Source organism: Thiohalocapsa marina (assembly GCF_008632335.1).
Taxonomy (GTDB): domain Bacteria; phylum Pseudomonadota; class Gammaproteobacteria; order Chromatiales; family Chromatiaceae; genus Thiohalocapsa; species Thiohalocapsa marina.
The window spans coordinates 37,763-58,167 of the sequence record NZ_VWXX01000022.1 but is presented as its reverse complement, the minus strand read 5'-3'; the positions used below and the strand labels follow the sequence as shown (position 1 = coordinate 58,167).

The window sequence follows — 20,405 nt, the reverse complement described above, 5'->3', positions numbered from 1 at the left end:
GGGCCGCTGCCTCGGACGGACTCGCTTGGGTTCGAATCCCTGATCAGCCCGCGGTCGGGTGGATGCGTGGGTGGGGGATGAACGCTGGGGGCGTCGCCCGACAACAGCAACGTGGCGCTGTGGTGAATTGAGCGGACCGGGATCCTCGCGCAGTGCCAGGCAGACGCTGATCCGTAAGCAGCAGGACACTGCTGCTAATCCAGAAGAAGCCAGTTGGTGAACTGACAGGTGCGGGGAGGTCGCTAGCGAGGTTCGGAGCAGAAAGGCAGACGGTCATCAAGCATGTGGTGACCGATCGGACGAGCACCGTCCAACCCTCAGAAGCGGCCGCTCACCGGGCTGCTGGCGGTGACCGGATCGTCCCACTTCCGGCCACACAAGACTGCCTGTCAAACCTCCGCTTCCTGACGAAACCAGTCGAGCTTCTCGCGGCCAAACTCCCTATCGCACTGCCAGAACGCCGCCCGCATCTGGCCACCTGAAAACGTGCCGAACTGTTGGCAATGGCCTTTTGGCCGAGGTGCAGCGTCAGGCGCTGAATGGTTGGCATGCTTGCAGTTGATGCTTGCACATGATAGCGCGCACTGCTAGCTTTACCCCCCATGAACAGTCGCCACCGCAAGACGCTTGAGGCCATCTTTGCCAAGCCCACCACGGGGGCGCTAAAGTTTTCAGCCATCGAGGCGCTCGTGCTCGCCCTTGGCGGTGACGTCAAGGAAGGCACCGGCTCGCGTGTGGCGCTGCGCATTGGCGATGCGCTCATGCATGCCCACCGGCCGCACCCTGGCAAGGAGGCAAAGAAGTACCAAGTTGACGAGTTCAGGGCGTGGCTCAAGGCCCAGGGGATCGAACCATGAACACCATGACGTATCGGGGCTTTACGGCCCACATCGACTACGATGACCGAGACCGTCTACTGATCGGCCATGTGCTCGGGCTGCCGGACACCGTGCGCATCAGCTTTCAGGGAGAAACGGTGGCCGAGCTGACCGACGACTTTCACAACGCGGTGGATTTCTACCTGCAGGAATGTGCCGACAGCGGACGCGAGCCGATGAAGCCGGCCAGCGGCAAGTTGATGCTACGCGTGCCACCCGAGGTGCACGGCGCCGCGCTGGTTGCCGCGCAGGCGGCCGGCACCAGCCTGAACCAATGGGCCGCGAAGGTGCTGGCGGAGGCCGCGCTAACGCGCTGACGCTGGGCGGACCGACCTGTTGGTCACTCCATGCCTTCCCACTTGACGGACAGTCGCTGGTCGGCGGCTGACTCGAGCGCGCCTGCGGGTAAAGTGAACGTAACATCCTGACTTGCTGAGTGTCAGCTGCCCAATCGACTGTGGGCCCAGACCAGTGAAGCACCGGTGTCCAGACCTGGCTCGATTCCTGCCTCGGGGCAGCACCACAGCCAGGTTCCTCTGATGGGTCGAGAGCTGACGGCGCCGGCGCTCGGTCGCAGAGTCTCTTAGTGTTAAGGGTTATCCGACGCCTACCGCCGGCGGCAGCGATAATTTGCGCAGCCCATCACCGCCTTCCCGTTCAGTGGCTCCGGTTGAGCACGCCACACGGCGGTAGGCATCTGATAACCCTTAACAAAACCGGTCTTTCGAGTACGCGATCACCTGTGACCGCAATCAGCGTACAGCGGACCACTGAGAAGAAGCGATCCAGCGGCCGCTTGTTGGACAATTGCTGCCTGTAAGTCAAGAATGGAACTCCAAGGCCCCGGCCAGACGTGCCGAGCGTTCGCCTTCGCGGCAAGTTTCACTCCCAGATCGCAGGGCTTGGTAGGCTGAGCAGGCTGGAGGCGTCATCAAGCGAAAATGACTGAGGCAGCATGACTGTCTCCCATCATCTCCAGGCCTTGTCGCCACTCCTCGACAAAGGTCTCGATCGATTGGATGAAATCCGGCTCATGCGTGGGGCGATTGATGGTGCAGTGGATCAGCACCCCATCGGGCTCCGCGGTCAGTGTCCAGGCCAAGGCATTCGGGCAGTTGGGCAGGGTGAAGCGCAGCCCGCTCTGGATTGGCTCGCGGCGCACCAGAAAGTGACCCCAGAGGCAGTACATCGTGTCCGTGTCGCTGGTCGCATCCCAACTCAGGATCCGGTCAATGGAGGCGCAGACCTCGGCGAATCGGGGACCGATGATCCGGTCCTGCAGCAGCGAAGGTGTCAGAGAGCCGTCGGCGGTGGCGAAGAATTCCATGGGCAAGTCGCGTGTGGCGGACAGAAGATACGGATGCGAAGTGTAGGCACTTACCATCGGAGATGGATCGCGGGGCGCGCGTATTGATTGGAGCGCCCAGGCTGACAGCGACCCGGGTTGCCTGACGCAACCTCGCTCCAGTCTGAGAACCCTCGGTCTCTCAGGACACGGGGTCGAGCAGGCGCGGGTCGTCGTTGGTGGCGCGATTCACCGCGCGCGACACCGGATAGGCGATCCAGCCGGCGGGGTCGACTGGCTGCAGCAGCGCCTGCAGTCGTTGCCTGTCCTGCATGCCTGGATCGAGCCAGAGCGCATAGTCGGCCGGGTCCAGGATCACCGGCATGCGGTCATGGATGGGCGCCAGCAGCGCATTGGCGTCCGTCACAAGGATGGTGCAGGAGTCGATGACGCGGCCCTCCGGACCCTGCCAATGTTCCCCCTGCCAATGCTCCCAAAGTCCGGCCATGGCGAAGGGCGCGCCATCGGCGCGGCGGATCAGAAACGGCTGTTTGCCGTCGGCGCCTGTCTGCCATTCATAGAAGCCATCCGCCGGGATCAGACACCGGCGCTGCCGAAAGGCGTTGCGGTAGGCCGGCTTGTCCGCCACCGACTCGGCGCGGGCGTTGATCATGCTGTAGCGGTGATCCGGCCCCTTCGACCAGGCGGGCACCAGGCCCCAGCGCAGCTGAACCAATTCCCGTCGGTCCACGTCGGTCTGCTCCGCCCGGATGGCCAGCACCGGCTGAGTCGGTGCCACGTTGTAGCGCGGGCTGACCGCACTGAGCTGATCGAGCCCAAAGTGCTCTTCCAGGACCTCCTGATCGGAAGATTGAACGAAACGCCCGCACATCACACCCTCACTGACTTGGGTTGGCCGGGTGATCTGTCAAACCGGGTGTCCGTGCCGGCTTTAGATCCAGCAACGGCGTGCCATCGACACAATCGAGCCCGCGCACCCGCAGCACCGCCCCTTCGATACCGATCACGGCCACGACAGCGCTGCCGATCGGATTAGGCCGCACCGGCGAGCGCAGGGCAAAGGTGCCGAACAGCCGGTCACCGGATTTGGGTCGCTGCACCAGCAGATCGCGCCGGGACTGATCGAGCCAGTACAGCACCTGCAACTGACTGGGCGCCTCGAGCCCCATCAGCGCCTGCTCCCAGGGGGCAAAGACCTCGATGCGGCATTCCGGACCGGCCGGATCGCCCTGACGCGGGCAGTCCTCGCGTCGCTGCCAAGGGGTGCGTAATCGGCCGATGAAGCGCAGGCAAGCATCCCCGGCCTCTGGGACCTTGACGGCGATCTCACCGGGACGGATGGGCTGCGTCACGGTGCAGCCTCAAGACGCCGTTGTGCCAAAGCAGGTCACCACCAGCGTGCGCGCATGGCCCCGCGCGCGGTGCTCCCAGAGAAACAGCCCCTGCCAGGTGCCGAGCGCCAAGCGCCCCTGGCGGATGGGCACCGTCAGGCCCGAGCCGGTCAGGATGCTGCGGATATGCGCTGACATGTCATCGGGGCCTTCCTGGTCGTGCGCATAGCGCGGATCACCGTCCGGGACCGTGCGGGTCAGATGGCCTTCCAGATCGCGCAGCACCGCGGGGTCGGCGTTCTCCGTGATCAGCAGCGAGGCGCTGGTATGCTGGCAAAAGACATGACAGAGCCCGGTGTGGATGCCTGAGTCGTGCACGCACTCGGCCACGCGCGCGGTGAGCTTGAGCGGACCGCGTCCGGTGGTGGAGAGGGTGAAGCTGGTCTGATGACACTGCATGATCGTGAAGGCGGTCTCGGATGGGGCGGTTCCAGCGCTGTTGCTGAGCGGTTTGGGGCGTCACAGGCTGCCCTCGATCGGCCTCGAACAACCCTGGTTTGTCGCCACCCTGGCATCAGGACGGATCAGGTCACTAAGACTAACCCAACCACGACAGACACGCTCGGCGCATGTCACGAACGGTCTCAAGCTCCTGATCTCGAACCTTGTCTCTGTCGCCGCCCTGATCCTGTTCGGGCTCCAGGGGGCCACTGCCTGGGGCGAGGGCGGCCTGGTGCTGTTTGGGACTCTTGCCGGAGGCTATGTCGCCGCGCACCTGTCGCGACAGATCCCGCCGGGCTGGGTGAAGGGCTTCGTGATCCTCGTCGGCGCCGGGATCACGGCCTACTTCTTTGCCGAGACCGATTGGATCGTGGCGTGATGCGCCCGTGCCTCAGGCTCAGCGTCGTCCTCGACCTGCACGTCTTCGATGCTGCGTTCAGTCGCTGTCGGCGCTGGCGTCTCGGCCGCTGACTGTTCGATGTTCTGCGCTTCGTCTTGTTCATCTACCAGCGATCCGGTGGCGAGCACCGTCACAGCCGCATCGGCGGCCTGCAGTTCTGCCTGTTTGCCTGCGCGCAGGGCTGAATCTCTCGCCCGACGCTCCAGGTCGATGAGCGAGCGGCCGAGCCCGTAGACCAGCCGGCGCAGGTCATGGGTGGCGTTCTTGCGCTGCTTGTTGCTCAAGACTCCGGCGAACCAGAGCCCATCGAGCAGGATCAGCGTCTTGTCCAGCGACAGGATCAGGCGCACGTACTGCGCCAGTTGCGGCGAGGACAATTGCAGCGTCACCGCCCGCGGATGGGTGTAGCGCGGCACCGGCACACCGCCTTCCTCATCGGCCAGCGCCTTGAGGCGCGCGTGTTCCTCCTGCAGCCGCTTGGCGACGGCCTCGATGCGCTCGAAGACCAGCGCCTCGATCTGATCCATCTCGGCGTCCTCGCCGATGATGCGCAGCACCACCGAGATCGCATAGAGCGCACGCACCACCAGCAGGAAGGAATGTCCCCGCTGCAGCACGTACTGGGCATTCTGGCTGTGGATGGTGAGCGTCTGATCGAGAACGGGCTTGGAGAAGCTGCGTTTCTGAGGAGAAGAGGCCTTGGCCATGGGGAACTCCGGGAGCGACGGAAATCCCGGAGGGTAGGGCGCTCCTCATTTCCGCGCAGCCGCGAAAGATCGGCTGGCGGCTGAGGATTGCCTCCGATCACGGCTGTCGCAGCTTGGTCACCGGGAACGCTCGGCGCCAGGGCGAGCGCTTGCGGTCGCGGTTCCGGCAGGCGCCTGTCTAGAGTGCCCTGCACAACCACAGCCGAGGGCATGCGATGGGGACGGGACCGACGGATAGACTGACGACGGGTGGCGTCACTGCAGTGATGCAAGACCGAGCTGCGCTGCTGCAACAGGCCGATGGTGCAGTATCGACGGCGCAGCAGAGCCTGCTGCGCAGCTCCAAGCCCGTGGCCATGGCACTGGCCCTGCTGTCGTCGACGGGCTGGGCTGGTGATGGGCGCGAGCCCCCGGCTTCTGACGTCGGGGCGGTGGCGAAATACGGCAATCGCGTGCCGCCGTATCGGGAGACGCGGGCCTATGTGCGCAAGGTCATGGGGTATCTGGGGGCGGCTGGAGCCCCAAGTCGAGCAACGCGACCATTGGCGCTTGGCGCAACTCCGGATTGCCGCCGGCCGACCGATCGAGGTGCCGTCGCAGCTGCGCACCAGCCGACCCTGCTATGTGCTCAAGGTCGAAGGCGAGTCCATGCGCGAGGCGGGCATCCTCGATGGGGATTATGTGGTGATCGAGCAGCGGGACACCGCCAATGACGGCGAGGTCGTCGTCGCCCTGATCCGCGGCGAGGAGGCGACGCTCAAGCGCATCGTGCAGCGGCCGGATCGCGTCATCCTCTATCCCGAGAACAGCGCGCTGTCCGCGCAGGAGTACCGGCCGGAGGAGGTGCAGATCCAGGGGGTGCTGGTGGGGCAGATGCGGGTGTATTGCTAGCTGCTAGCGCTCGCTCTGTAATAGCACATCGATGCAGTGAAACCTGCGAGGAAGACTGACCTCGCAGTCGGAACACACTCTCGCGTATCGCATGCAAATGCGGAGCGACCGTATGGCCATCGCATGACCGAACGACTCCTGTGACCAATCCCAGAATAACGGCTACGGCGAAAAACTAAGTCACGGATGCCGCCATCGTTCGCTGGCGCCTATGTGGCACTCGCAGTGAGTTCGATGCAGGCCGCAGCTTGGGCAGGTGTGGCATAACGGGCCGAGGTAGAAGGCTCACAGGCCCGGCAGCTAAGAAGATTGCCGTGTAGATTCACTGAGTCTTCGCCCGAGAGCGGAGGAGCATTCGTTGGCGTGGGCTGGCTTAATGCGCCGAATCGAGTAAATAGCATCCACGAATCGAGCGGTCGAACGGCTACCAAACGGCTACCGTTAATGCATGAGCAAGGAGGGCGGTCGAGAATGGTTGGGATAAGTTTCTGATTTTGTTGGTGCGCCCTGATGGACTCGAACCATCGACCACCTGATTAAAAGACCGATTGATGGAAAATCAGGGTAATTGAAACAATGGGTTAGCCGCTCGCGCGCTGCGTAAACCTGCCCTGCCCAGCCTCAATATCAAGGCGTTCGGCGCTGCGCCCGCACAGTTTCCGGCACACCTGAGACGGTCGCAGCCGTCCGTCTTGGCCGTCGAGGCGACAGCTGCCGAGGGCTTTTTGGCTAGCATCAATCGTTCAGGAAACCATCGTGCGGGTGACTGAAGCGACCTCGGTCGACTCGCTCAGGGGTATCAGCGCGAAACATGGACAAGGCTCGCCGTCGACGCGTCATGCGACTGGCTCAGCAACCAAAGCGTCCGAAAAATGACAGGGAACGGAGTCTGTTGCAGCTGCCCGGAAGGGCTGCGCGTCTGCTCTCCGGAGCCCGTTGAAATCCCGGAACGGGCATGGGGTCCGCGTCTGTCGCTCCAACCAAAGGTACAGCCATTCCGGCGTAAGGCGGCCCTCCATGCGGTGAATGGCGATCCTATTCGCTGCATCATGCGCGGAGAATAATTTGCGTCAGTCGCGATGCACGGCATCATCTCTGCATGAATAGCGGCGCTTGCAGAATGCGCCGGTGACGCGGGAGCATCTGTTCGGCTGGCATGCGGCCTTATTCCCCACCGGCTACTCTGGTCTGACCAGGATCAGGGTCGCTGGCTGGCGCGACGATAGCACTGGTCCGATGCAAGTGATGTCCAGCCCCATCGGTCGCCAGCGGGTGCATTTCCAAGCGCCGCCAGCCGATTGCCTGGAGGTCGAGACCAGCCGCTTCCTCGACTGGCTGAATGGCGCTTACCTCGAGCCACCCGAGCGCGCTGGAGGCGAGCGGGCTGGCGGTGAAAGCATACCTGGGCGACTGGGCGCAGGCGCCGTCGTGCGACTTGACAGTGTGCGTACAAATGGCGCACATTAATCCGGCTAGCCAACAGGAGTCTGCGATGACGACACTGACCAAAGACACCCGACTGCACATTCGTTGTGACCAGGAGGTGCGCCGCTTGCTCGAGAAGGCTGCGGCCTATGCCCACACGAGTGTGTCCGAGTTCGTGCTCAAGAACGCGGTGGAACACGCGCAGTCAGTCGTGCAGGCGCACGAGGCCATCACCCTGTCGCAGGAACACTTCGCGGCATTTCTGGATGCGCTGGATAGGCCTGCACCAGCCAACCCCGCTCTGGAGCGCGCCTTCGCCCGTCACGCCAAGCACGTGCAGTAAATGGTGTTTTCCATTCGCCAGCTCGACCGTGACGCGCAGACGGCTGGTTTTGACTGCGGCGAGAAGGCACTCGACGACTACCTGCAGCGGTACGCGTCCCAAGACGTCAAGCGTGGTGTAGCGCGGGTCTTCGTGGCCAGCCCGGTCGAGCAAGTTCAGGTGATTTGCGGTTTCTATACCCTCAGCGCCGCCAGCATCGCCGCTGAGACACTCCCCGACAATTGGCGGAAAAAGTTGCCCCGCTACCCGGTACCGGTGGCGTTGCTTGGCCGCTTGGCCGTGAGCCGACAGTTCAGCGGGCAGGGACTCGGCTCGATCCTGCTTGCCGATGCCTGCAGGCGCGTTGCTGCTGCCAGTGAAACACTCGCGGTCGCCGCCATCGTTGTCGATGCCAAATCCGCGAGCGCGGCTGCTTTCTATCAGCACTTTGGATTCACTGAGTTCCCGGGCCAACCCGGCCGCTGGATGCTGCCTCGATCAGCCTGGGTTCATGCCTGATGGGAGTCCGGGTGTCTTGTTTTTTGCCCGCGTTGCCACGCGCGCTGTGTGGAACCCTGGGCTCACCCCAGTTTCCGGTCTCTGCTTCCGCTTCTAGTGGGGCGGGGGCCATCCGGGCGGTGGCGGGGATGACTGTCCGGCGGTTGGTCAATGCTTGACCAATCCGAGCCGCTCCTGAGTCGGTTTCGGGGCTTAGCTCATCGACCCAGCCTCTGCGCACAGGGTTATCCACAGCCGTTGTGGAAAGTGCAAGCGCCCAGGGAGGGAGCGTATTGCAGATAGGTGCCGACGCCCTGATGCCGTGGTGGGGATACTCCGGCGCCGACCTGGCATCCTGGCGTCATCCAGGGGTTCATGCTGCGCTCGACCAGCCCTCCCGCAACCGCTCCGCCAGCCGCGTGATGCGCTGCTGCGCCTGCCGGCGGCCGACGGCGATGCGCAGCGCCTTGGGCTCGGCGATGAGCACCACCAGCTGTTTGCCGCGGGTGACGCCGGTGTAGAGCAGATTGCGCTCCAGCAGCTGATAATGCTGCATCGCGAGCGGGATGACGACCACCGGATACTCCGAGCCCTGGGCCTTGTGAATGCTCACGGCATAGGCCAGCGACAGCTCATCGAGGGCGCTGAAGTCATACTCGACCAGGCGCCCATCGACGTCGACCTTGACCAGGCTCTGTTCCGGATCGATGGCGCGGATGCGCCCGATGTCGCCGTTGAAGACCTCCTTGTCGTAATTGTTCACCCGCTGCAGCACCTTGTCGCCGGGGGCATAGGTGGTGCCGAAGCGCTGCACGCGCGGCTGCGCGTCGGGATTGAGCCGCTGCTGCAGATCGACGTTGATGGCCTGCACCCCGAGCGCGCCGCGGTTCATGGGGGTCAGTACCTGGATGTCCTCGACCGGATCAAAGCCAAGCCGCTGCGGAATGCGCTGCGTCACCGTGGCGTAGAGCTTCGCCGCCAGGTCCTCGGCATCGGCCGCCTCGATCAGATAGAAATCACTCGTCTCGCCCTTGGCCGGCGCCCTTGGCACCTCGGCGCGGTTGATGCGGTGGGCATTGACGATGATCTGCGAGGACAGCGCCTGGCGGAAGATCTCGGTGAGCCGCACCGTCGGCACCACGCCCGAGGCGATCAGGTCCGCGAGCACCGCACCGGGGCCGACCGAGGGCAGCTGATCCACATCGCCAACGATCAGCAGCGCGGCTGCATCGGGCAGGGCGCGCAGCAGCTGATTCATCAGCACGGTGTCCAGCATCGAGGCCTCATCCAGGACCAGCAGCGCCGCGTCCAGTGGATGCTCGGCATCGCGCTTGAAGCGGTAGGCGCTGGGATCGAATTCGAGCAGCCGATGGATGGTCTTCGCCTCCTGCCCCGTGGTCTCGGTCAGGCGCTTGGCTGCGCGTCCGGTCGGGGCTGCCAGCAGGACCGAGACCCCCTTGGCCCGCAGGATGCGCAGCAGGCTCTTGACCAGCGTGGTCTTGCCCACGCCGGGACCACCCGTGAGCACGGCGACCTTGCTCTCGAGCAGGGTGGCGATGGCCGCGCGCTGGGACGGGGCCAGCGTCAGGCCGGTCTGCGCCTCGACCCAGGGCAGGGCACGCGCCACGGCGATCCGGCCCCAGGGCAGGGGACCGCGCAAGAGCCGCTTGAGATGCGCCGCGCAGCCCTGCTCGGCGCGCTGCAGCGGGGTCAGGTAGATCAGCGCCTCCTCGCGGACGAGATTGTCCTCGCGCTCCTCATCGACGATGCCCTGCTCGATGATGGGTGGCGGGATGTCCAGCAGCTTGCTCGCCATGCCGAGCAGCTGCTCCGGAGAGGCGGCACAGTGCCCCTGCTCGGCGTGGACCTGCAGCGCATGGCGACGCCGGCGCGGGCGCGCAGCAGCGAGTCGCGCGGGATGCCGAGATTCTGGGCGATGGTGTCGGCGGTCTTGAAGCCGATGCCCCAGATGTCGAGCGCAAGCCGGTAGGGGTTCTCGCTGACGGTGAGGATGGCTGCCTCGCCATAGGTCTTGTAGATGCGCACCGCGCGGGATGAGCCGACGCCGTGGGACTGCAGAAAGACCATGATCTCGCGGATGACCTTCTGCTCGGCCCAGGCGGCGCTGATGCGCGCGCGGCGCGTGCGGCCGATGCCGGGCAGTTCCTCCAGCCGGTCAGGGGTGGTCTCGATGACGTCGAAGACCGCTTCACCAAAGGCCTGCACGAGGGTCCGGGCGAAGTGCGGGCCGATGCCCTTGACCATCCCCGAGCCCAGATACCTCTCGATGCCCTCCAGGGTCGCGGGCGGGACGATCTGCAGCTAATCGGCACGAAACTGCAGCCCATGCTGGCGGTCGTTGACCCACTGGCCCTGCGTCTCGATGGACTCGCCGGGGCTGACCGCGGCGGCCGTGCCGACGACGGTGACCAGATCGCGCTGACCGCGGACCTTCACGCGCAGCACGCAGAAGCCGGACTGCTCGCTATGGAAGGTGACGCGCTCGATGCTGCCGGCGAGGCGTTCGTGCTGGCGGTCAGCGGCGGATGAGGCGGAGGGCAGGGGCGGCATCGGGCGATTGTAGCGCTGCGCCCGGCTGCTGGGGCGCGTTGCCTGGCTGCTGGGCTGCCGATCTGGGCCTGTGTCGCACGGCTAAGACGCGCGCGGCCTCCAGCGGTTGCGCTAAGGGGTGATGAGCCCCGAGCGAGCGAGGAATGCTCTGAGCACTGTTGAGCCAATCGCCCGCGGCGCATCGGTCGGATCGAACGGAGGAACTGAGCCGGCTTGGCATCCGGCCTGAGGCCGTTGACCGGGTTGCCCAAATAGTAAGGAGTTCGGCGCTGTGCCCGCATCGTTTCTGGCGGCACACTTGATAAGGCCTCATTCGCCCATCTCGGCTGTCGACGCGAAGGCTCCCTGTGTCCTCGATCCGGAAGAAGTCCATTGACAGAACGCTATCGTCGAGTTGTTCGCGACAGTGGGGGCGGTGAGGCGTGTGATCGCAGAAGGCCACAGCAGCGCGTGGTGAGGTCTTTGAGAAGAAGTCACCCGGAATCCCGCCGGCCAGACTGCGTTGGAGCGGCACGTGGCGAGGCGACGGTCGCAGATAGACACCATGAATGCGAAACGCCACTGCCCGAAGGGACGCGGCACTTGGCGCTTGCGCGGGTGACTGCATCGCTCTACGCTTGCAGTCATTGAAATCAAAAGAGGGGTTCTGACTTATGGCCATCCTGACGGTCAGGAACGTACCCGATGACGTGCATCGCGCGTTGCGCGTGCGGGCCGCCCAGCACGGCCGCAGTACGGAAGCGGAGGTGCGCGAGATTCTGGCGGCCGTGGTCAAGCCGGAGAAGCGCGTGCGGATGGGGGAGGCTCTGGCCGCCATCGGTTGCAAGATCGGCCTGACCGACGAAGATGTCGCCGTCTTCGAGAGCGTGCGCGACAAGACGCCGGCCAAACCGTTGAGCTTCGACTGAATGATCGTCCTGGATACCAACGTCGTTTCCGAGGCGATGAGGCCGGAGCCAGACGCGGCCGTGAGGACTTGGCTGAACGACCAGGCGGCGGAAACCTTGTATCTGTCGAGCGTCACGCTGGCCGAGTTGCTGTTTGGCATCCGGGCGCTGCCGGCGGGCAAGCGCAAGAACATGCTCGACCGCACCCTGCACGAACTGCTGGAGCTGTTCAGGGATCGGGTACTGCCGTTCGACACGGATGCGGCACGCCACTATGCAGACCTCGCCATGACGGCCAAGAACGGGGGGCGTGGCTTCCCGACGCCAGACGGCTACATTGCGGCCATCGCAGCATCGCGGGGCTTCATTGTGGCATCACGCGATACATCGCCCTATGAAGCGGCCGGTGTGACTGTCATCAACCCATGGAAGGACGTCTAGGACGCGTGATACCCTGGCAAGGACGTAATCCTTCAGATCCCCCACCCAAATCAGTAGGGCTGAGCGAAGATAAACTGTCTTAGAATCATCTGGCTGGGCCATGATTGGAGAAACGATCCAGGGAAGTTCTCATGTCGAGCAGCATCATCGAGCATTTTTGCCCAGTTCCAGGTTTCCGGTTCGAGCGCAACAAGCTCAACCCCCTCCCGAAAATCCCTCCTGGCGGATGACAGTGATTGATTCCGGCTGCGCCAGTTTACGTTTGATCTCTCTGGCCACACATGCCCGTGTCCGAGTCTCAGGCGCACAACAGGCCAGGACCACTTCAATCACATCCTGCTCCACGAACTAAATCCACTTCGTCGACGACGAATTCAAGGCGCGCTGTATCATCGATTATGGCTATCGGTACGGGGCCATGCAGCTGCGGCACAATTTGCGGATACATAACGCCGATAACTATGCTCTGTTTGCATCCCATGCCCACATCGGGCTTGGCCGCTTGGTTGCGAGCCAACCCGCCGCGTTCGCGCGTGAAGATCCACTGATGCAGCTGCTGCTGACGATCCCCGGGATTGGTCCGATCAACGGCACGGCGCTACTCGCCGGCATCTGCGACGCCTCGCAGTTCCGTCGCGGCCGCGATCTGGCCGCCTGGCTCGGCCTGGTGCCGCGCCAGTACAGCACCGGCGGCAAGACGCGGCTGCTTGGCATCAGCAAGCATGGCAATCGCCACTTGCGCGTGATGCTCATCCATGGCGCCCGCGCCGTGCTGCGCGTCGCCGACAAGCGTCCGGCCGAGGACGGGCTGCGCCGCTGGGTCGAACGGATCACCGTGCGCAAGCATGCAAACGTCGCCGTGATGGCATTGGCGAACAAACTGGCGCGCATCCTCTGTGCCGTCCTGCAACGCTGAGCGCCGTTTGCGCCGGGGCAGGTGACAGGCTGATGAAGCTGCCACATGTTCCGGATTGGCAGCCATGCTGCACACGACAGACGCAGGTGACCAGCGCACAGTACATCGTCAAGTAACCGAGCATCCCACCGAGTGACTGCAAGCGATGAGGATTGATGGCGGAGACAGTCAAGCGGCCATGCGCAAGCCTGAGAAAAAACGGCCCCAGACGGAGGTCATCGACTTATTCAGGAGCGCATGGCACGAATTTCCATCGAGGCCCGGCGATCCTGCGTGATCGACCATTCCGAGGCCGGATACATTGACGCAGTCTGTTCTCAACATCTCGCACTCGGCACTTGCACCACCGGGGCGGACCATACATTTTTTTTCAATGCCAGCAAGGCTGCAGTCTCGGCCAAGGCGGCGTTCTTGCGCTGCAATTCGCGCTCGAGTTCGCGGATCCGTGCCCGTTGCGCCTTGGCCTCCTCGAGCGCGTGCCGAGCCGGTGGTGTCGGTGGGCTGGTCGCTTGCTCGCAGGCCGTACGCCACTGCGCGAGCTGCTCGGGATACAGGCCGCGACGGCGGCAGTAGGCGGCGGTTTGTTCGGCATTCATCGCCGCCGTCTCCAGCACCGCCTGAAAGCGCGCCTTGGGCGGCCAGTCCTGCGCCGGGCGCGAGCGGGTCTCGGCTGGAGGCGATCCGCCTGCCAGTGCCTTACCGCGCCAACAGTAGAGGGTATCCTTGGGCACACCGCTCTCGCGCGCCAGCTCCAGCACCGGCCTGGACTGCGGTGGCAGCATCTTGGCGATCAGGTCTGCCTTGAACTCGGGAGAATAGGTCGTTGCCATGGCGTTGGAGTACTCCTGCTCAGGTGCGGGGGCGTCAACACGGCGCCGTCGCGCGCTCAGCGTCCAGTCGCCCTACGGGCTCCCTCCCGCTGAGCGCGCGCCAAAGGCGCCGTACCTCGCCCCAACAATGCCCCATGCTCACATAAAACTCCCGAGGGGGAGGCGACATCTATCCTGGCAGCGGGGGGAACCTGACAAGCGCATCCGCTGGTTGACGCGTGATGAGGCTGAACGGCTCCTTGCCGAGTTGCCCGAGCATCTGGCCGACATGGCGGCGTTCAGCCTCGCAACCTGGCTGCGCGAGTCGAACGTCACCGGGCTTTGTTGGAGTCAAATTGACCTTGATCGCCGAGTTGCTTGGGTGCATGCCGATGAGGCCAAGGGCAAACGGCCCATCGGTGTGCCGCTGAACGTTGATGCAACGCTCATTATGCACCGTTGGCAGGGACGTCATGCAGAGCGCGTCTTCTGCTGGATACCAAGAGGCAAGACGACGTGGCTGCCCATCGAGAAGGCGGGCACGGCCGCGTTCAAAAAGGCCTTGGGACGTGCTGGCATCAGGGATTTTCGCTGGCACGATCTGCGGCACACTTGGGCATCGTGGCATGTGCAGGCCGGCACGCCGTTACATGTGCTGCAGGAACTCGGAGGCTGGTCATCGTATCAAATGGTGCAGCGCTAAGCGCATCTTGCGCCGGAGCACCTGGCTGGTGCCGCAGCCAACATCGAGACGAGGCTCACCGTTGTCGGCACATTTTCCGGCACACCTGAAAACGAAAAAGCCGCAAAATGCGGCTAACTCTTTGAAAATATGGTGCGCCCTGATGGACTCGAACCATCGACCACCTGATTAAAAGTCAGTTTTTTGGCGCATTGATGTTGTCCATTGCCGTCCAGCGAGATCCCACAGGAAAGATTTATTTCCTTTTAAAACAGGTATATAATAATTTCCAGTTCTTGCAGTGTCCACCGCCGTTCGGCTACAGCCAGCGGCAAACGGCTACCTAACGGCTACCAACAATCGGAGACAAGTCTTGCTGACGGTAAAGGCACTTCGCACCCTCAAGCCGAACGTCTGGGTCTCTGATGGCGGAGCGCGCGGAGCTGGGTCCCTAGTTTTCCGCCGCAGCGGCGAGGTGACTCGAGTATACTATAGATACACAAAAACGGACGGAAGCCGTTATGCAATGCCCTTGGGTCATTACGACGAGAATGGTCGGGAAGGGCTTAGCCTAGCCGATGCTCGCGCACGAGCGGCTGAACTGTCCAAGCTTTACGTGTCCGGCGTGCGAGATTTACGGGCGCATCTGGAGATGCTCGAAGCTCAACGGGAAGCAGATCAAGAAGCAAAAAGAGCCGCTGAAGTTGCAGCGGAGGTTGCAGCAGAGGTGCGCCAGCGTCACACATTATCGGCATTGTGTGAAGCTTATGTTGGCGTGCTTGACGCTCAAGGTAAGACAAAGACGGCGCGCGACGTACGCTCCGCTTTTAAAGTTCATGTTAGTGAGAAGCATCGAGCTATCGCAGATCTGCCAGCTAGCGAGATCACACCACAGCAAATAGCCGTCATAATTCGTACTGTGCGAGAAACTGGAAAAGAGCGGACTGCAGGCGTTTTGCGAAGTTACCTGCGCGCGGCTTATGCGATGGCTATCCGAGCACCATTCGATAGTGCTGTGAATTCAAAGCTCGTTGACTTCGATATTAATATGAATCCAGTTGATAGTATCCCGACCATTCCTGTTAAGGCGGGGCATCGAAGACTGACCAATAATGAGCTGAAAGCATATCTTAATTCGCTGACTGAAGGCCTACCTGATCTAGCGCTGAGGCTTGCTGTTCTCAGCGGCGGACAAAGGATGGCACAACTCTTACGCACAAGAGTCGCAGATTACAACGAAGAAACTGCGATCTTGAGACTTTGGGATAATAAGGGTAAGCGTCGAGAACCAAGGGAACATCTCATTCCGCTTGGTCAGAGTGGAGCTGCGCTTGTAGGCAAATTAATTGCAAGGGCGCATGAAAAAGCTCAGCTTCTTGCTGAAAAAAATCAAGCTGATGTAGAGTCAAATCCCTCGCTATGGCTGTCGACTGGAGGCGCGATCATGGTCGAGACAACTCCAGGGAAGCGGCTACTGGAAATTTCAGGGACTATGAAAGTCGAGCCTTTCAATCTCAGAGATATTCGCCGTACGGTCGAAACAATTTTAGCGGGTATGGGTGTTAGTCGCGAAACGCGAGCACAGCTTCTTAGCCATGGTCTTGGAGGTGTTCAGTCAGTTCACTACGACCGGCACACTTACATGGACGAAAAGCGATCCGCATTATTAGCGTGGGAGTGTCAGCTAAGGACCATGGGAGCGATTATTTGATTGGTTTAGTTTAGATACCGCAATCCACCGGTAGATTCGGCGTCTGAGGTTGCTGGGTCGGTTTTCAGCCTTCGGTTTTTTGGCTAAGAACAATTGTAAATAAACAGTTTAAAATGTCACTTTCTGGTCGGGGAATCAGCGCCAGCTCCGCCGGTCGAGCGTGTCACTCGGGTCGCTCGCTCTGCTCGACGTCCACATCGAAAGCGTCGGGAGTTATCCGCATGAGCAGGCTGGGCCCGTGAGAGCGCCCGTCGGTCTCGGTTTCGGTTTGACTGTAGCCACTGTAGCCAATTGTAGCCAGGACCATCTAAGCCGCGATGCGGCAAAGCCCAGTCCCTCCGATAACGAAAAATCAACTGCTTACCTCGGTCGTGGATGCGCTTGGACAACGACTGTAGCCAATGTAGCCAATGTAGCCAGGGGTTATGGTTCCGGCGCGATTTCACGTTATCCCGCAGATGCTGGCTACATTGGCTACAAACCTGTGGATAAGGACGCCTTTGGACGCGACCGGCGCAACTCGCGGCCAAGTTGGACGTCAACAGGCGAGTGACACGTGCCACGAGAGCGGGCTACCGGGCTCGGGTGACTTCAAATGGTCAAGCCCGTCATGACTGCTGGGCTCAGAACGACGCGGTCGCCCTGAGTGCAGGATGCGGCAGATAGCAGGGCTTGCGGCGGCTCGCGCTTGGCTCGATGCGCAGCCAGCCAAGCTCTTCCAGCAGTTCGAGCACGGCGTTGGCGGTCTTGGCATTCGGCCGTGGCCGCGGTCCGTAGAGACAGAGTGTCCGTGCCGACAGCAGCCCGCTCGGTTTCTGGCGCTGAAGCCAGGCAAGTGTTCGGCGCGCCAGCTCCAGGATGGGATCTTCCAGGGCGATGCGCTGCACCCGCACCGCTTCCTCCAGGAACCACACCCCGGCGCAGTGCGCCGCCGCCCAGGTCGTTGCGTCGATGGCGCTGTCTGGCGCCTCCAGCACCTGCGGCGAGGCGGCGACGTGCAGCACCAGGGCCAGCTTGCAGATCTGTGTGACCGCCTTGGCGGCGATGTCGCGCACGTCACTCAGATCCCCGCCCTCGGCCATGCGATCCTGCAGGCTGTTGTGCAACTCCACGCGCGCCTCGGCCGCGTCCCGGCTCAGACGCGCCAGATGGGGGAGCGGGCGCCCGAAACCGTCCCGGCGAGGCTCATGGACCAGGATCGCCCGGACCAGTTGTGCGTAGCCTTTCAACTCCCCGGCGCAGAGTGTCTGCTCTTGCAGCTGCTCGTGCTGCCGTCCGACCATCGTCGGCAGCCAGACGGGCCAAATGCGCGCCAGCGCTCCCGAGGCCCGCAGGGCCGAGTGTCCTGCCGCCTCCAGATACTTGTCCGGCTGCACCATGACGCAGACGTTCAGACAGGGGCGGCGGATGACCCGGTCCTCCGGGCCGTTTTGGCCACTGCCGACACGGTCGCGACTGACCGTATCCCCGCTGATGCCGGCCAGATAGATAGCGTCCCCCGTGCGCTTGTCACCGGAGTATTTGCCGAGGATCGCATCCAGGATTGGCCTGCCTTCACCGCTCATGACCGCGAAGGCCCCCTGGCGCTCGTGCATGAGCTGAAACACCCGCTCCTCGGTACAGTCGGTGGTGAACAGTTTCGGTGTCGGCGGCAGGGGCAGACGCTCGGCCTCCAGCGCCTCGATGCGCCGCGCCGTCTCGAACAGATCGCAGTCCTTTTGGCGCTTGAGCTTGGCGATCTCGCTGTCGACGGCCGCATTGCGGGATTTGACCCGTCGCGTCGCCTCCGCCCACGACGGTTCCTGTTCCACGGCCCAGGCCTCCAGCGGCTCGGTCATGCTGCGGAACACCGGACTCTTGCGCTCGCCACTGTCGGCGATGCCGACCAGAAATAAGGCCGGGTGATGATTCAGTCCTCCGCGCTCAACCACCATCGCGCGCTTGCCGATGGCGGTAGCCAAGGTGCCGATCCCGATCAGGGCCGCGCTCGCCTCCGCTACCTTGTTGAAGCGTGCGACCTCGCGCACCGCCGTCTGCAGGGCTGACGGCAGCAGGGTGAGGGGAAACGGCGGCACCGTGCCCAGATCGCCGCGTTCGGGCACGGGCTCGGGGTCCGGCCAGTCGGTGCTGTCCGGTTCGCCCCCGGCCTCGCGCTCCAGCATCGTCGGATCGAGCGTCTCGGACCAGTCGGGATCGCGCCGGTTCATGTCGGTCTGTCCCGCTTGCTCGCCCGCAACCGCAGTCTGGCCACCTCCACACGGCCGCGGTCCTCGATCGACAGGGTCCGCCCCCGGCGCAGGTCCGCCGCGGCGATGCGCAGGATCAGCCGCTCGACGGCGAGATCGATGCCCTGGTGCAGGTCCCGGCTGGCACCGCGCCAGCTTGCGTGCGCCACGGCGGCTGCGCGGGCGGCAACCCAGGGATCGGCATACAGATCACGCCAACCGAGGCCCATGGCGGCCAGGACCGCCTCCGGTGCACAGCCGGCGTGACAGTGAAACAGCAGCTTTTCTCCGTCGAGGCGGATACTGAGCGATGGGCTGCGGTCCGCGTGCGCCGGACAGCAGGCAGACCAGCGCTGCTCGCCGGTGCGAACGACCGTCTGCAGACGCGCCAGAAACGGCTCTGCCAACATCGAAGAGACCTCCTCAGCAGGGACCGCGGACGGCGCGCGTCCATGGTCCGGTGGGCAATGGGCTCAGGCCGCTGACGCGTGTGTCCCGGTCAGACCGAAGTTGGCCCGTTCGCCCTCCAGGGTGCTGACCACCGTGCGCAGCTCCTCCTCATCGACCGAGCGGATCTGGGCGGCGAGCACCGCCTCGACCTCATGCTCGGGCCAGGCCGAGGCGCGCGCACCGAGTGCGATCGGATGTGGAAACAGCCCGGCGCTGATTCGGGCATAGAGCCCCGAGCGGCTGTAGCCGGTACGCTCGAGGACCTGGGGCAGGCGAAGAACACGGGTTGGCATGGAAACGCTCCTAATGGACGGGTGCGCAGAGGCGCGAAGAAAAAGGATGGGCACAAGGGGATTCTGGCCCGGGCCAGGCATCCGCCTGGCCGGGTGCGATCGGGCGACACAATTGGGAGAGGTTTAGGCCGTCAGGGCGGCGACGTGGCCTCAATCCTTGGGACCGGCGCGGTCTCGGCCGGGACGACCTTGGGCGGTCGCTGCCGCCGCCAGCCGCGTCCGCGCTTGAGGATGCAGAGCGGACAATGCAGTGCCGTGCGGGAGAGATCGCCGGCCAGATAATGCACTGCGCAGTGCGGACAGACATGCAGCCGGGCGAGCCCTGTGGTCAGGTCACGGGCGATGACCCAGGCCGCATTGATGTCGATCGGCTCCCCCAAGGTAGCCTCCGCCGCGAGGTGCTCGATCTGCGCCTGATACAGTTGATGCGCCTTGAGCAATGCGGCAAGATCGACGCGATGCAACACTTCGGTGCCACCGAGCGCACGATAGAGTGCAACGAATACCGAGGCGCTGGCCCGCAGGCGCGGCGAGAGCAGGAGGCCACTCAGGCTCGGCAGTGGGCCGCCCGATGGCTTGTCGCCATGGATCTCATGATGCAGCTCGCGCACCACCGGCGATCTCAGCCCGCTGACGTGGCTGACCAGTGAGGTGCGCATGCCCCGCTGCAGCAGTGTCACCGCCTGCTGCGTGCGGTTCAGGCGTTCCAGTCTCATGGCTGTGTCAGTCCCTCTGCGGCCAGCAGGATCGACTGCAGCTCAAACGCGGTGGTCGCCTGCTGTGAGGCCGCGAGGCGTTCGTGCAGAAAGCGCGTCTCAAAGCGCGGGCGGACCAGCAGCACCCCGGAGGCCGCCAAGGTGCGCAGCACGGTAAAGGGTGCCTCGCGCAATGCTTCGGCCAGCTCGCGCTCGAGCCCATAGACCAGGGTGGCCTGATCCACATCGTTGCGCGCCAGCGCGCGGGCGCCCACCAGCCATTGCAGGTTCAGGTGGGTGATGTCCAGGTCCAGCGCACCCTCCAGGGGGGAGGATGCGGCTGGAGTGACGGGGGGTGATGTGCGTACCATGGCGGACCCTCGGTGCAAAATATCGGGTTGAGATGCGCTATAATACGCACTATGAGGCGAATAGATCAACTATGACACCCCATGGAGTATTTTCT

Annotated in this window: 24 protein-coding genes, 1 tRNA gene and 2 pseudogenes; 12 read left to right on the top strand and 15 right to left on the bottom strand. The window is 63.4% G+C overall.

What is annotated here, in order from left to right; all coding sequences use genetic code 11:
* Positions 1–602: 602 nt before the first annotated feature.
* A complete protein-coding gene (locus tag F2Q65_RS13165) occupies positions 603–857 on the top strand; it encodes a type II toxin-antitoxin system HicA family toxin (protein ID WP_150093876.1) in 255 nt (84 codons plus the stop codon).
* Positions 854–1,195 carry a type II toxin-antitoxin system HicB family antitoxin gene (locus tag F2Q65_RS13160; protein WP_150093875.1) on the top strand — a complete coding sequence of 114 codons (342 nt, stop codon included), beginning with the start codon at positions 854–856 and terminating at the stop codon, positions 1,193–1,195. The genes F2Q65_RS13165 and F2Q65_RS13160 overlap by 4 nt, the downstream gene beginning before the upstream one ends.
* Positions 1,196–1,809: 614 nt before the next feature.
* Here F2Q65_RS13160 and F2Q65_RS13155 read toward each other — a convergent pair.
* The 4 genes from F2Q65_RS13155 to F2Q65_RS13140 form a co-directional block, all read right to left on the bottom strand.
* Entirely contained in the window at positions 1,810–2,205 is a 396-nt protein-coding gene (locus tag F2Q65_RS13155) for a hypothetical protein (protein ID WP_150093874.1), read from the bottom strand.
* A 160-nt stretch (positions 2,206–2,365) separates the two neighbouring features.
* Positions 2,366–3,055 carry an SOS response-associated peptidase gene (locus F2Q65_RS13150; RefSeq protein WP_150093873.1) on the bottom strand — a complete coding sequence of 230 codons (690 nt, stop codon included), beginning with the start codon at positions 3,053–3,055 and terminating at the stop codon, positions 2,366–2,368.
* Positions 3,056–3,062: 7 nt separating this feature from the next.
* Positions 3,063–3,536, bottom strand: coding sequence for a tRNA (N6-threonylcarbamoyladenosine(37)-N6)-methyltransferase TrmO (tsaA, locus tag F2Q65_RS13145; protein WP_150093872.1), 474 nt, complete (start codon positions 3,534–3,536; stop codon positions 3,063–3,065).
* A gap of 9 nt (positions 3,537–3,545) precedes the next feature.
* A complete protein-coding gene (locus F2Q65_RS13140) occupies positions 3,546–3,974 on the bottom strand; it encodes a secondary thiamine-phosphate synthase enzyme YjbQ (protein WP_150093871.1) in 429 nt (142 codons plus the stop codon).
* Here F2Q65_RS13140 and F2Q65_RS13135 point away from each other — a divergent pair.
* A complete protein-coding gene (locus tag F2Q65_RS13135; protein ID WP_150093870.1) occupies positions 3,973–4,395 on the top strand; it encodes a sulfite exporter TauE/SafE family protein in 423 nt (140 codons plus the stop codon). The two genes, F2Q65_RS13140 and F2Q65_RS13135, sit on opposite strands and share 2 nt — an antisense overlap.
* Here F2Q65_RS13135 and F2Q65_RS13130 read toward each other — a convergent pair.
* Positions 4,359–5,123, bottom strand: coding sequence for a hypothetical protein (locus F2Q65_RS13130; protein WP_246156207.1), 765 nt, complete (start codon positions 5,121–5,123; stop codon positions 4,359–4,361). The genes F2Q65_RS13135 and F2Q65_RS13130 overlap by 37 nt on opposite strands.
* 561 nt (positions 5,124–5,684) lie before the next feature.
* Between F2Q65_RS13130 and F2Q65_RS13125 the strand changes: the two are divergent.
* Positions 5,685–6,014, top strand: a pseudogene (locus tag F2Q65_RS13125) (LexA family protein); the annotation flags it as partial.
* A gap of 498 nt (positions 6,015–6,512) precedes the next feature.
* Here F2Q65_RS13125 and F2Q65_RS13120 read toward each other — a convergent pair.
* A tRNA-Ser gene (locus F2Q65_RS13120) sits at positions 6,513–6,609 on the bottom strand.
* A 533-nt stretch (positions 6,610–7,142) separates the two neighbouring features.
* On the opposite strand from F2Q65_RS13120, the pseudogene F2Q65_RS19985 reads away from it, so the two are divergent.
* From F2Q65_RS19985 to F2Q65_RS13105, 3 genes and pseudogenes are all read left to right on the top strand, one after another.
* A pseudogene (locus F2Q65_RS19985) lies at positions 7,143–7,349 on the top strand (DUF4172 domain-containing protein); the annotation flags it as partial.
* A 157-nt stretch (positions 7,350–7,506) separates the two neighbouring features.
* Positions 7,507–7,782, top strand: coding sequence for a type II toxin-antitoxin system TacA family antitoxin (locus F2Q65_RS13110; RefSeq protein WP_150093868.1), 276 nt, complete (start codon positions 7,507–7,509; stop codon positions 7,780–7,782).
* Entirely contained in the window at positions 7,783–8,280 is a 498-nt protein-coding gene (locus F2Q65_RS13105) for a GNAT family N-acetyltransferase (RefSeq protein ID WP_150093867.1), read from the top strand.
* A gap of 352 nt (positions 8,281–8,632) precedes the next feature.
* Here the strand turns inward: F2Q65_RS13105 and recD2 are convergent, their stop codons facing one another.
* The 3 genes from recD2 to F2Q65_RS20445 are packed head-to-tail and all read right to left on the bottom strand — an operon-like array spanning position 8,633 to position 10,830.
* Complete coding sequence (gene recD2 / locus F2Q65_RS13100; protein WP_425473416.1) at positions 8,633–10,084, bottom strand: SF1B family DNA helicase RecD2; 1,452 nt, start codon at positions 10,082–10,084, stop codon at positions 8,633–8,635.
* Positions 9,979–10,524 (bottom strand): helix-hairpin-helix domain-containing protein, encoded by a 546-nt coding sequence (locus tag F2Q65_RS20450; RefSeq protein ID WP_425473415.1) that lies wholly within the window; start codon positions 10,522–10,524, stop codon positions 9,979–9,981. Before F2Q65_RS20450 ends, recD2 begins: the two co-directional genes overlap by 106 nt.
* Before the next feature lie 57 nt (positions 10,525–10,581).
* Positions 10,582–10,830 (bottom strand): YrrC family ATP-dependent DNA helicase, encoded by a 249-nt coding sequence (locus F2Q65_RS20445; RefSeq protein ID WP_425473414.1) that lies wholly within the window; start codon positions 10,828–10,830, stop codon positions 10,582–10,584.
* Positions 10,831–11,483: 653 nt separating this feature from the next.
* Between F2Q65_RS20445 and F2Q65_RS13095 the strand changes: the two genes are divergently transcribed.
* From F2Q65_RS13095 to F2Q65_RS13085, 3 genes are all read left to right on the top strand, one after another.
* Complete coding sequence (locus F2Q65_RS13095; RefSeq protein ID WP_150093866.1) at positions 11,484–11,738, top strand: FitA-like ribbon-helix-helix domain-containing protein; 255 nt, start codon at positions 11,484–11,486, stop codon at positions 11,736–11,738.
* Complete coding sequence (locus F2Q65_RS13090; protein WP_150093865.1) at positions 11,739–12,158, top strand: type II toxin-antitoxin system VapC family toxin; 420 nt, start codon at positions 11,739–11,741, stop codon at positions 12,156–12,158.
* Positions 12,159–12,576: 418 nt separating this feature from the next.
* Positions 12,577–13,074 (top strand): transposase, encoded by a 498-nt coding sequence (locus tag F2Q65_RS13085; RefSeq protein ID WP_150093864.1) that lies wholly within the window; start codon positions 12,577–12,579, stop codon positions 13,072–13,074.
* A gap of 317 nt (positions 13,075–13,391) precedes the next feature.
* On the opposite strand, the gene F2Q65_RS13080 is transcribed toward F2Q65_RS13085, so the two are convergent.
* Complete coding sequence (locus F2Q65_RS13080; protein WP_150093863.1) at positions 13,392–13,904, bottom strand: transposase; 513 nt, start codon at positions 13,902–13,904, stop codon at positions 13,392–13,394.
* A 211-nt stretch (positions 13,905–14,115) separates the two neighbouring features.
* Here F2Q65_RS13080 and F2Q65_RS13075 point away from each other — a divergent pair, with 211 nt between their 5' ends.
* A complete protein-coding gene (locus F2Q65_RS13075; RefSeq protein ID WP_246156204.1) occupies positions 14,116–14,586 on the top strand; it encodes a site-specific integrase in 471 nt (156 codons plus the stop codon).
* Between the two features lie 505 nt (positions 14,587–15,091).
* Positions 15,092–16,276, top strand: coding sequence for a tyrosine-type recombinase/integrase (locus F2Q65_RS13070; RefSeq protein ID WP_246156209.1), 1,185 nt, complete (start codon positions 15,092–15,094; stop codon positions 16,274–16,276).
* A gap of 623 nt (positions 16,277–16,899) precedes the next feature.
* On the opposite strand, the gene F2Q65_RS13065 is transcribed toward F2Q65_RS13070, so the two are convergent.
* The 5 genes from F2Q65_RS13065 to F2Q65_RS13045 form a co-directional block, all read right to left on the bottom strand.
* Positions 16,900–18,483 carry a DUF3987 domain-containing protein gene (locus F2Q65_RS13065; RefSeq protein ID WP_150093860.1) on the bottom strand — a complete coding sequence of 528 codons (1,584 nt, stop codon included), beginning with the start codon at positions 18,481–18,483 and terminating at the stop codon, positions 16,900–16,902.
* Positions 18,480–18,911, bottom strand: a complete 432-nt coding sequence (locus tag F2Q65_RS13060; protein WP_150093859.1) for a CHC2 zinc finger domain-containing protein — start codon at positions 18,909–18,911, stop codon at positions 18,480–18,482. The genes F2Q65_RS13065 and F2Q65_RS13060 overlap by 4 nt, the downstream gene beginning before the upstream one ends.
* 63 nt (positions 18,912–18,974) lie before the next feature.
* On the bottom strand, positions 18,975–19,244 hold the full coding sequence (locus F2Q65_RS13055; RefSeq protein WP_150093858.1) for a helix-turn-helix transcriptional regulator: 270 nt from the start codon (positions 19,242–19,244) through the stop codon (positions 18,975–18,977).
* A gap of 131 nt (positions 19,245–19,375) precedes the next feature.
* The gene (locus tag F2Q65_RS13050; RefSeq protein WP_150093857.1) at positions 19,376–19,960 is read right to left on the bottom strand and encodes a FlhC family transcriptional regulator; all 585 of its coding nucleotides are present in this window, start codon (positions 19,958–19,960) and stop codon (positions 19,376–19,378) included.
* Entirely contained in the window at positions 19,957–20,310 is a 354-nt protein-coding gene (locus F2Q65_RS13045) for a flagellar transcriptional regulator FlhD (protein WP_150093856.1), read from the bottom strand. The genes F2Q65_RS13050 and F2Q65_RS13045 overlap by 4 nt, the downstream gene beginning before the upstream one ends.
* Positions 20,311–20,405 lie beyond the last annotated feature (95 nt).

What these genes read in the sequence shown, in the direction of transcription:
- F2Q65_RS13085 (WP_150093864.1), top strand. Translation starts at nt 12,577, where the DNA reads ATGCAGCTGCGGCACAATTTGCGGATACATAACGCCGATAACTATGCT.
- F2Q65_RS13080 (WP_150093863.1), bottom strand. Translation starts at nt 13,904, where the DNA reads ATGGCAACGACCTATTCTCCCGAGTTCAAGGCAGACCTGATCGCCAAG.
- F2Q65_RS13090 (WP_150093865.1), top strand. Translation starts at nt 11,739, where the DNA reads ATGATCGTCCTGGATACCAACGTCGTTTCCGAGGCGATGAGGCCGGAG.
- F2Q65_RS13070 (WP_246156209.1), top strand. Translation starts at nt 15,092, where the DNA reads ATGCCCTTGGGTCATTACGACGAGAATGGTCGGGAAGGGCTTAGCCTA.
- F2Q65_RS13110 (WP_150093868.1), top strand. Translation starts at nt 7,507, where the DNA reads ATGACGACACTGACCAAAGACACCCGACTGCACATTCGTTGTGACCAG.
- F2Q65_RS13150 (WP_150093873.1), bottom strand. Translation starts at nt 3,055, where the DNA reads ATGTGCGGGCGTTTCGTTCAATCTTCCGATCAGGAGGTCCTGGAAGAG.
- F2Q65_RS13140 (WP_150093871.1), bottom strand. Translation starts at nt 3,974, where the DNA reads ATGCAGTGTCATCAGACCAGCTTCACCCTCTCCACCACCGGACGCGGT.
- F2Q65_RS13155 (WP_150093874.1), bottom strand. Translation starts at nt 2,205, where the DNA reads ATGGAATTCTTCGCCACCGCCGACGGCTCTCTGACACCTTCGCTGCTG.
- F2Q65_RS13045 (WP_150093856.1), bottom strand. Translation starts at nt 20,310, where the DNA reads ATGGTACGCACATCACCCCCCGTCACTCCAGCCGCATCCTCCCCCCTG.
- F2Q65_RS20450 (WP_425473415.1), bottom strand. Translation starts at nt 10,524, where the DNA reads ATGGTCAAGGGCATCGGCCCGCACTTCGCCCGGACCCTCGTGCAGGCC.
- F2Q65_RS13165 (WP_150093876.1), top strand. Translation starts at nt 603, where the DNA reads ATGAACAGTCGCCACCGCAAGACGCTTGAGGCCATCTTTGCCAAGCCC.
- F2Q65_RS13105 (WP_150093867.1), top strand. Translation starts at nt 7,783, where the DNA reads ATGGTGTTTTCCATTCGCCAGCTCGACCGTGACGCGCAGACGGCTGGT.
- F2Q65_RS13065 (WP_150093860.1), bottom strand. Translation starts at nt 18,483, where the DNA reads ATGAACCGGCGCGATCCCGACTGGTCCGAGACGCTCGATCCGACGATG.
- F2Q65_RS13130 (WP_246156207.1), bottom strand. Translation starts at nt 5,123, where the DNA reads ATGGCCAAGGCCTCTTCTCCTCAGAAACGCAGCTTCTCCAAGCCCGTT.
- F2Q65_RS13095 (WP_150093866.1), top strand. Translation starts at nt 11,484, where the DNA reads ATGGCCATCCTGACGGTCAGGAACGTACCCGATGACGTGCATCGCGCG.
- F2Q65_RS20445 (WP_425473414.1), bottom strand. Translation starts at nt 10,830, where the DNA reads ATGCCGCCCCTGCCCTCCGCCTCATCCGCCGCTGACCGCCAGCACGAA.
- F2Q65_RS13050 (WP_150093857.1), bottom strand. Translation starts at nt 19,960, where the DNA reads ATGAGACTGGAACGCCTGAACCGCACGCAGCAGGCGGTGACACTGCTG.
- F2Q65_RS13060 (WP_150093859.1), bottom strand. Translation starts at nt 18,911, where the DNA reads ATGTTGGCAGAGCCGTTTCTGGCGCGTCTGCAGACGGTCGTTCGCACC.
- F2Q65_RS13160 (WP_150093875.1), top strand. Translation starts at nt 854, where the DNA reads ATGAACACCATGACGTATCGGGGCTTTACGGCCCACATCGACTACGAT.
- F2Q65_RS13055 (WP_150093858.1), bottom strand. Translation starts at nt 19,244, where the DNA reads ATGCCAACCCGTGTTCTTCGCCTGCCCCAGGTCCTCGAGCGTACCGGC.
- F2Q65_RS13135 (WP_150093870.1), top strand. Translation starts at nt 3,973, where the DNA reads ATGATCGTGAAGGCGGTCTCGGATGGGGCGGTTCCAGCGCTGTTGCTG.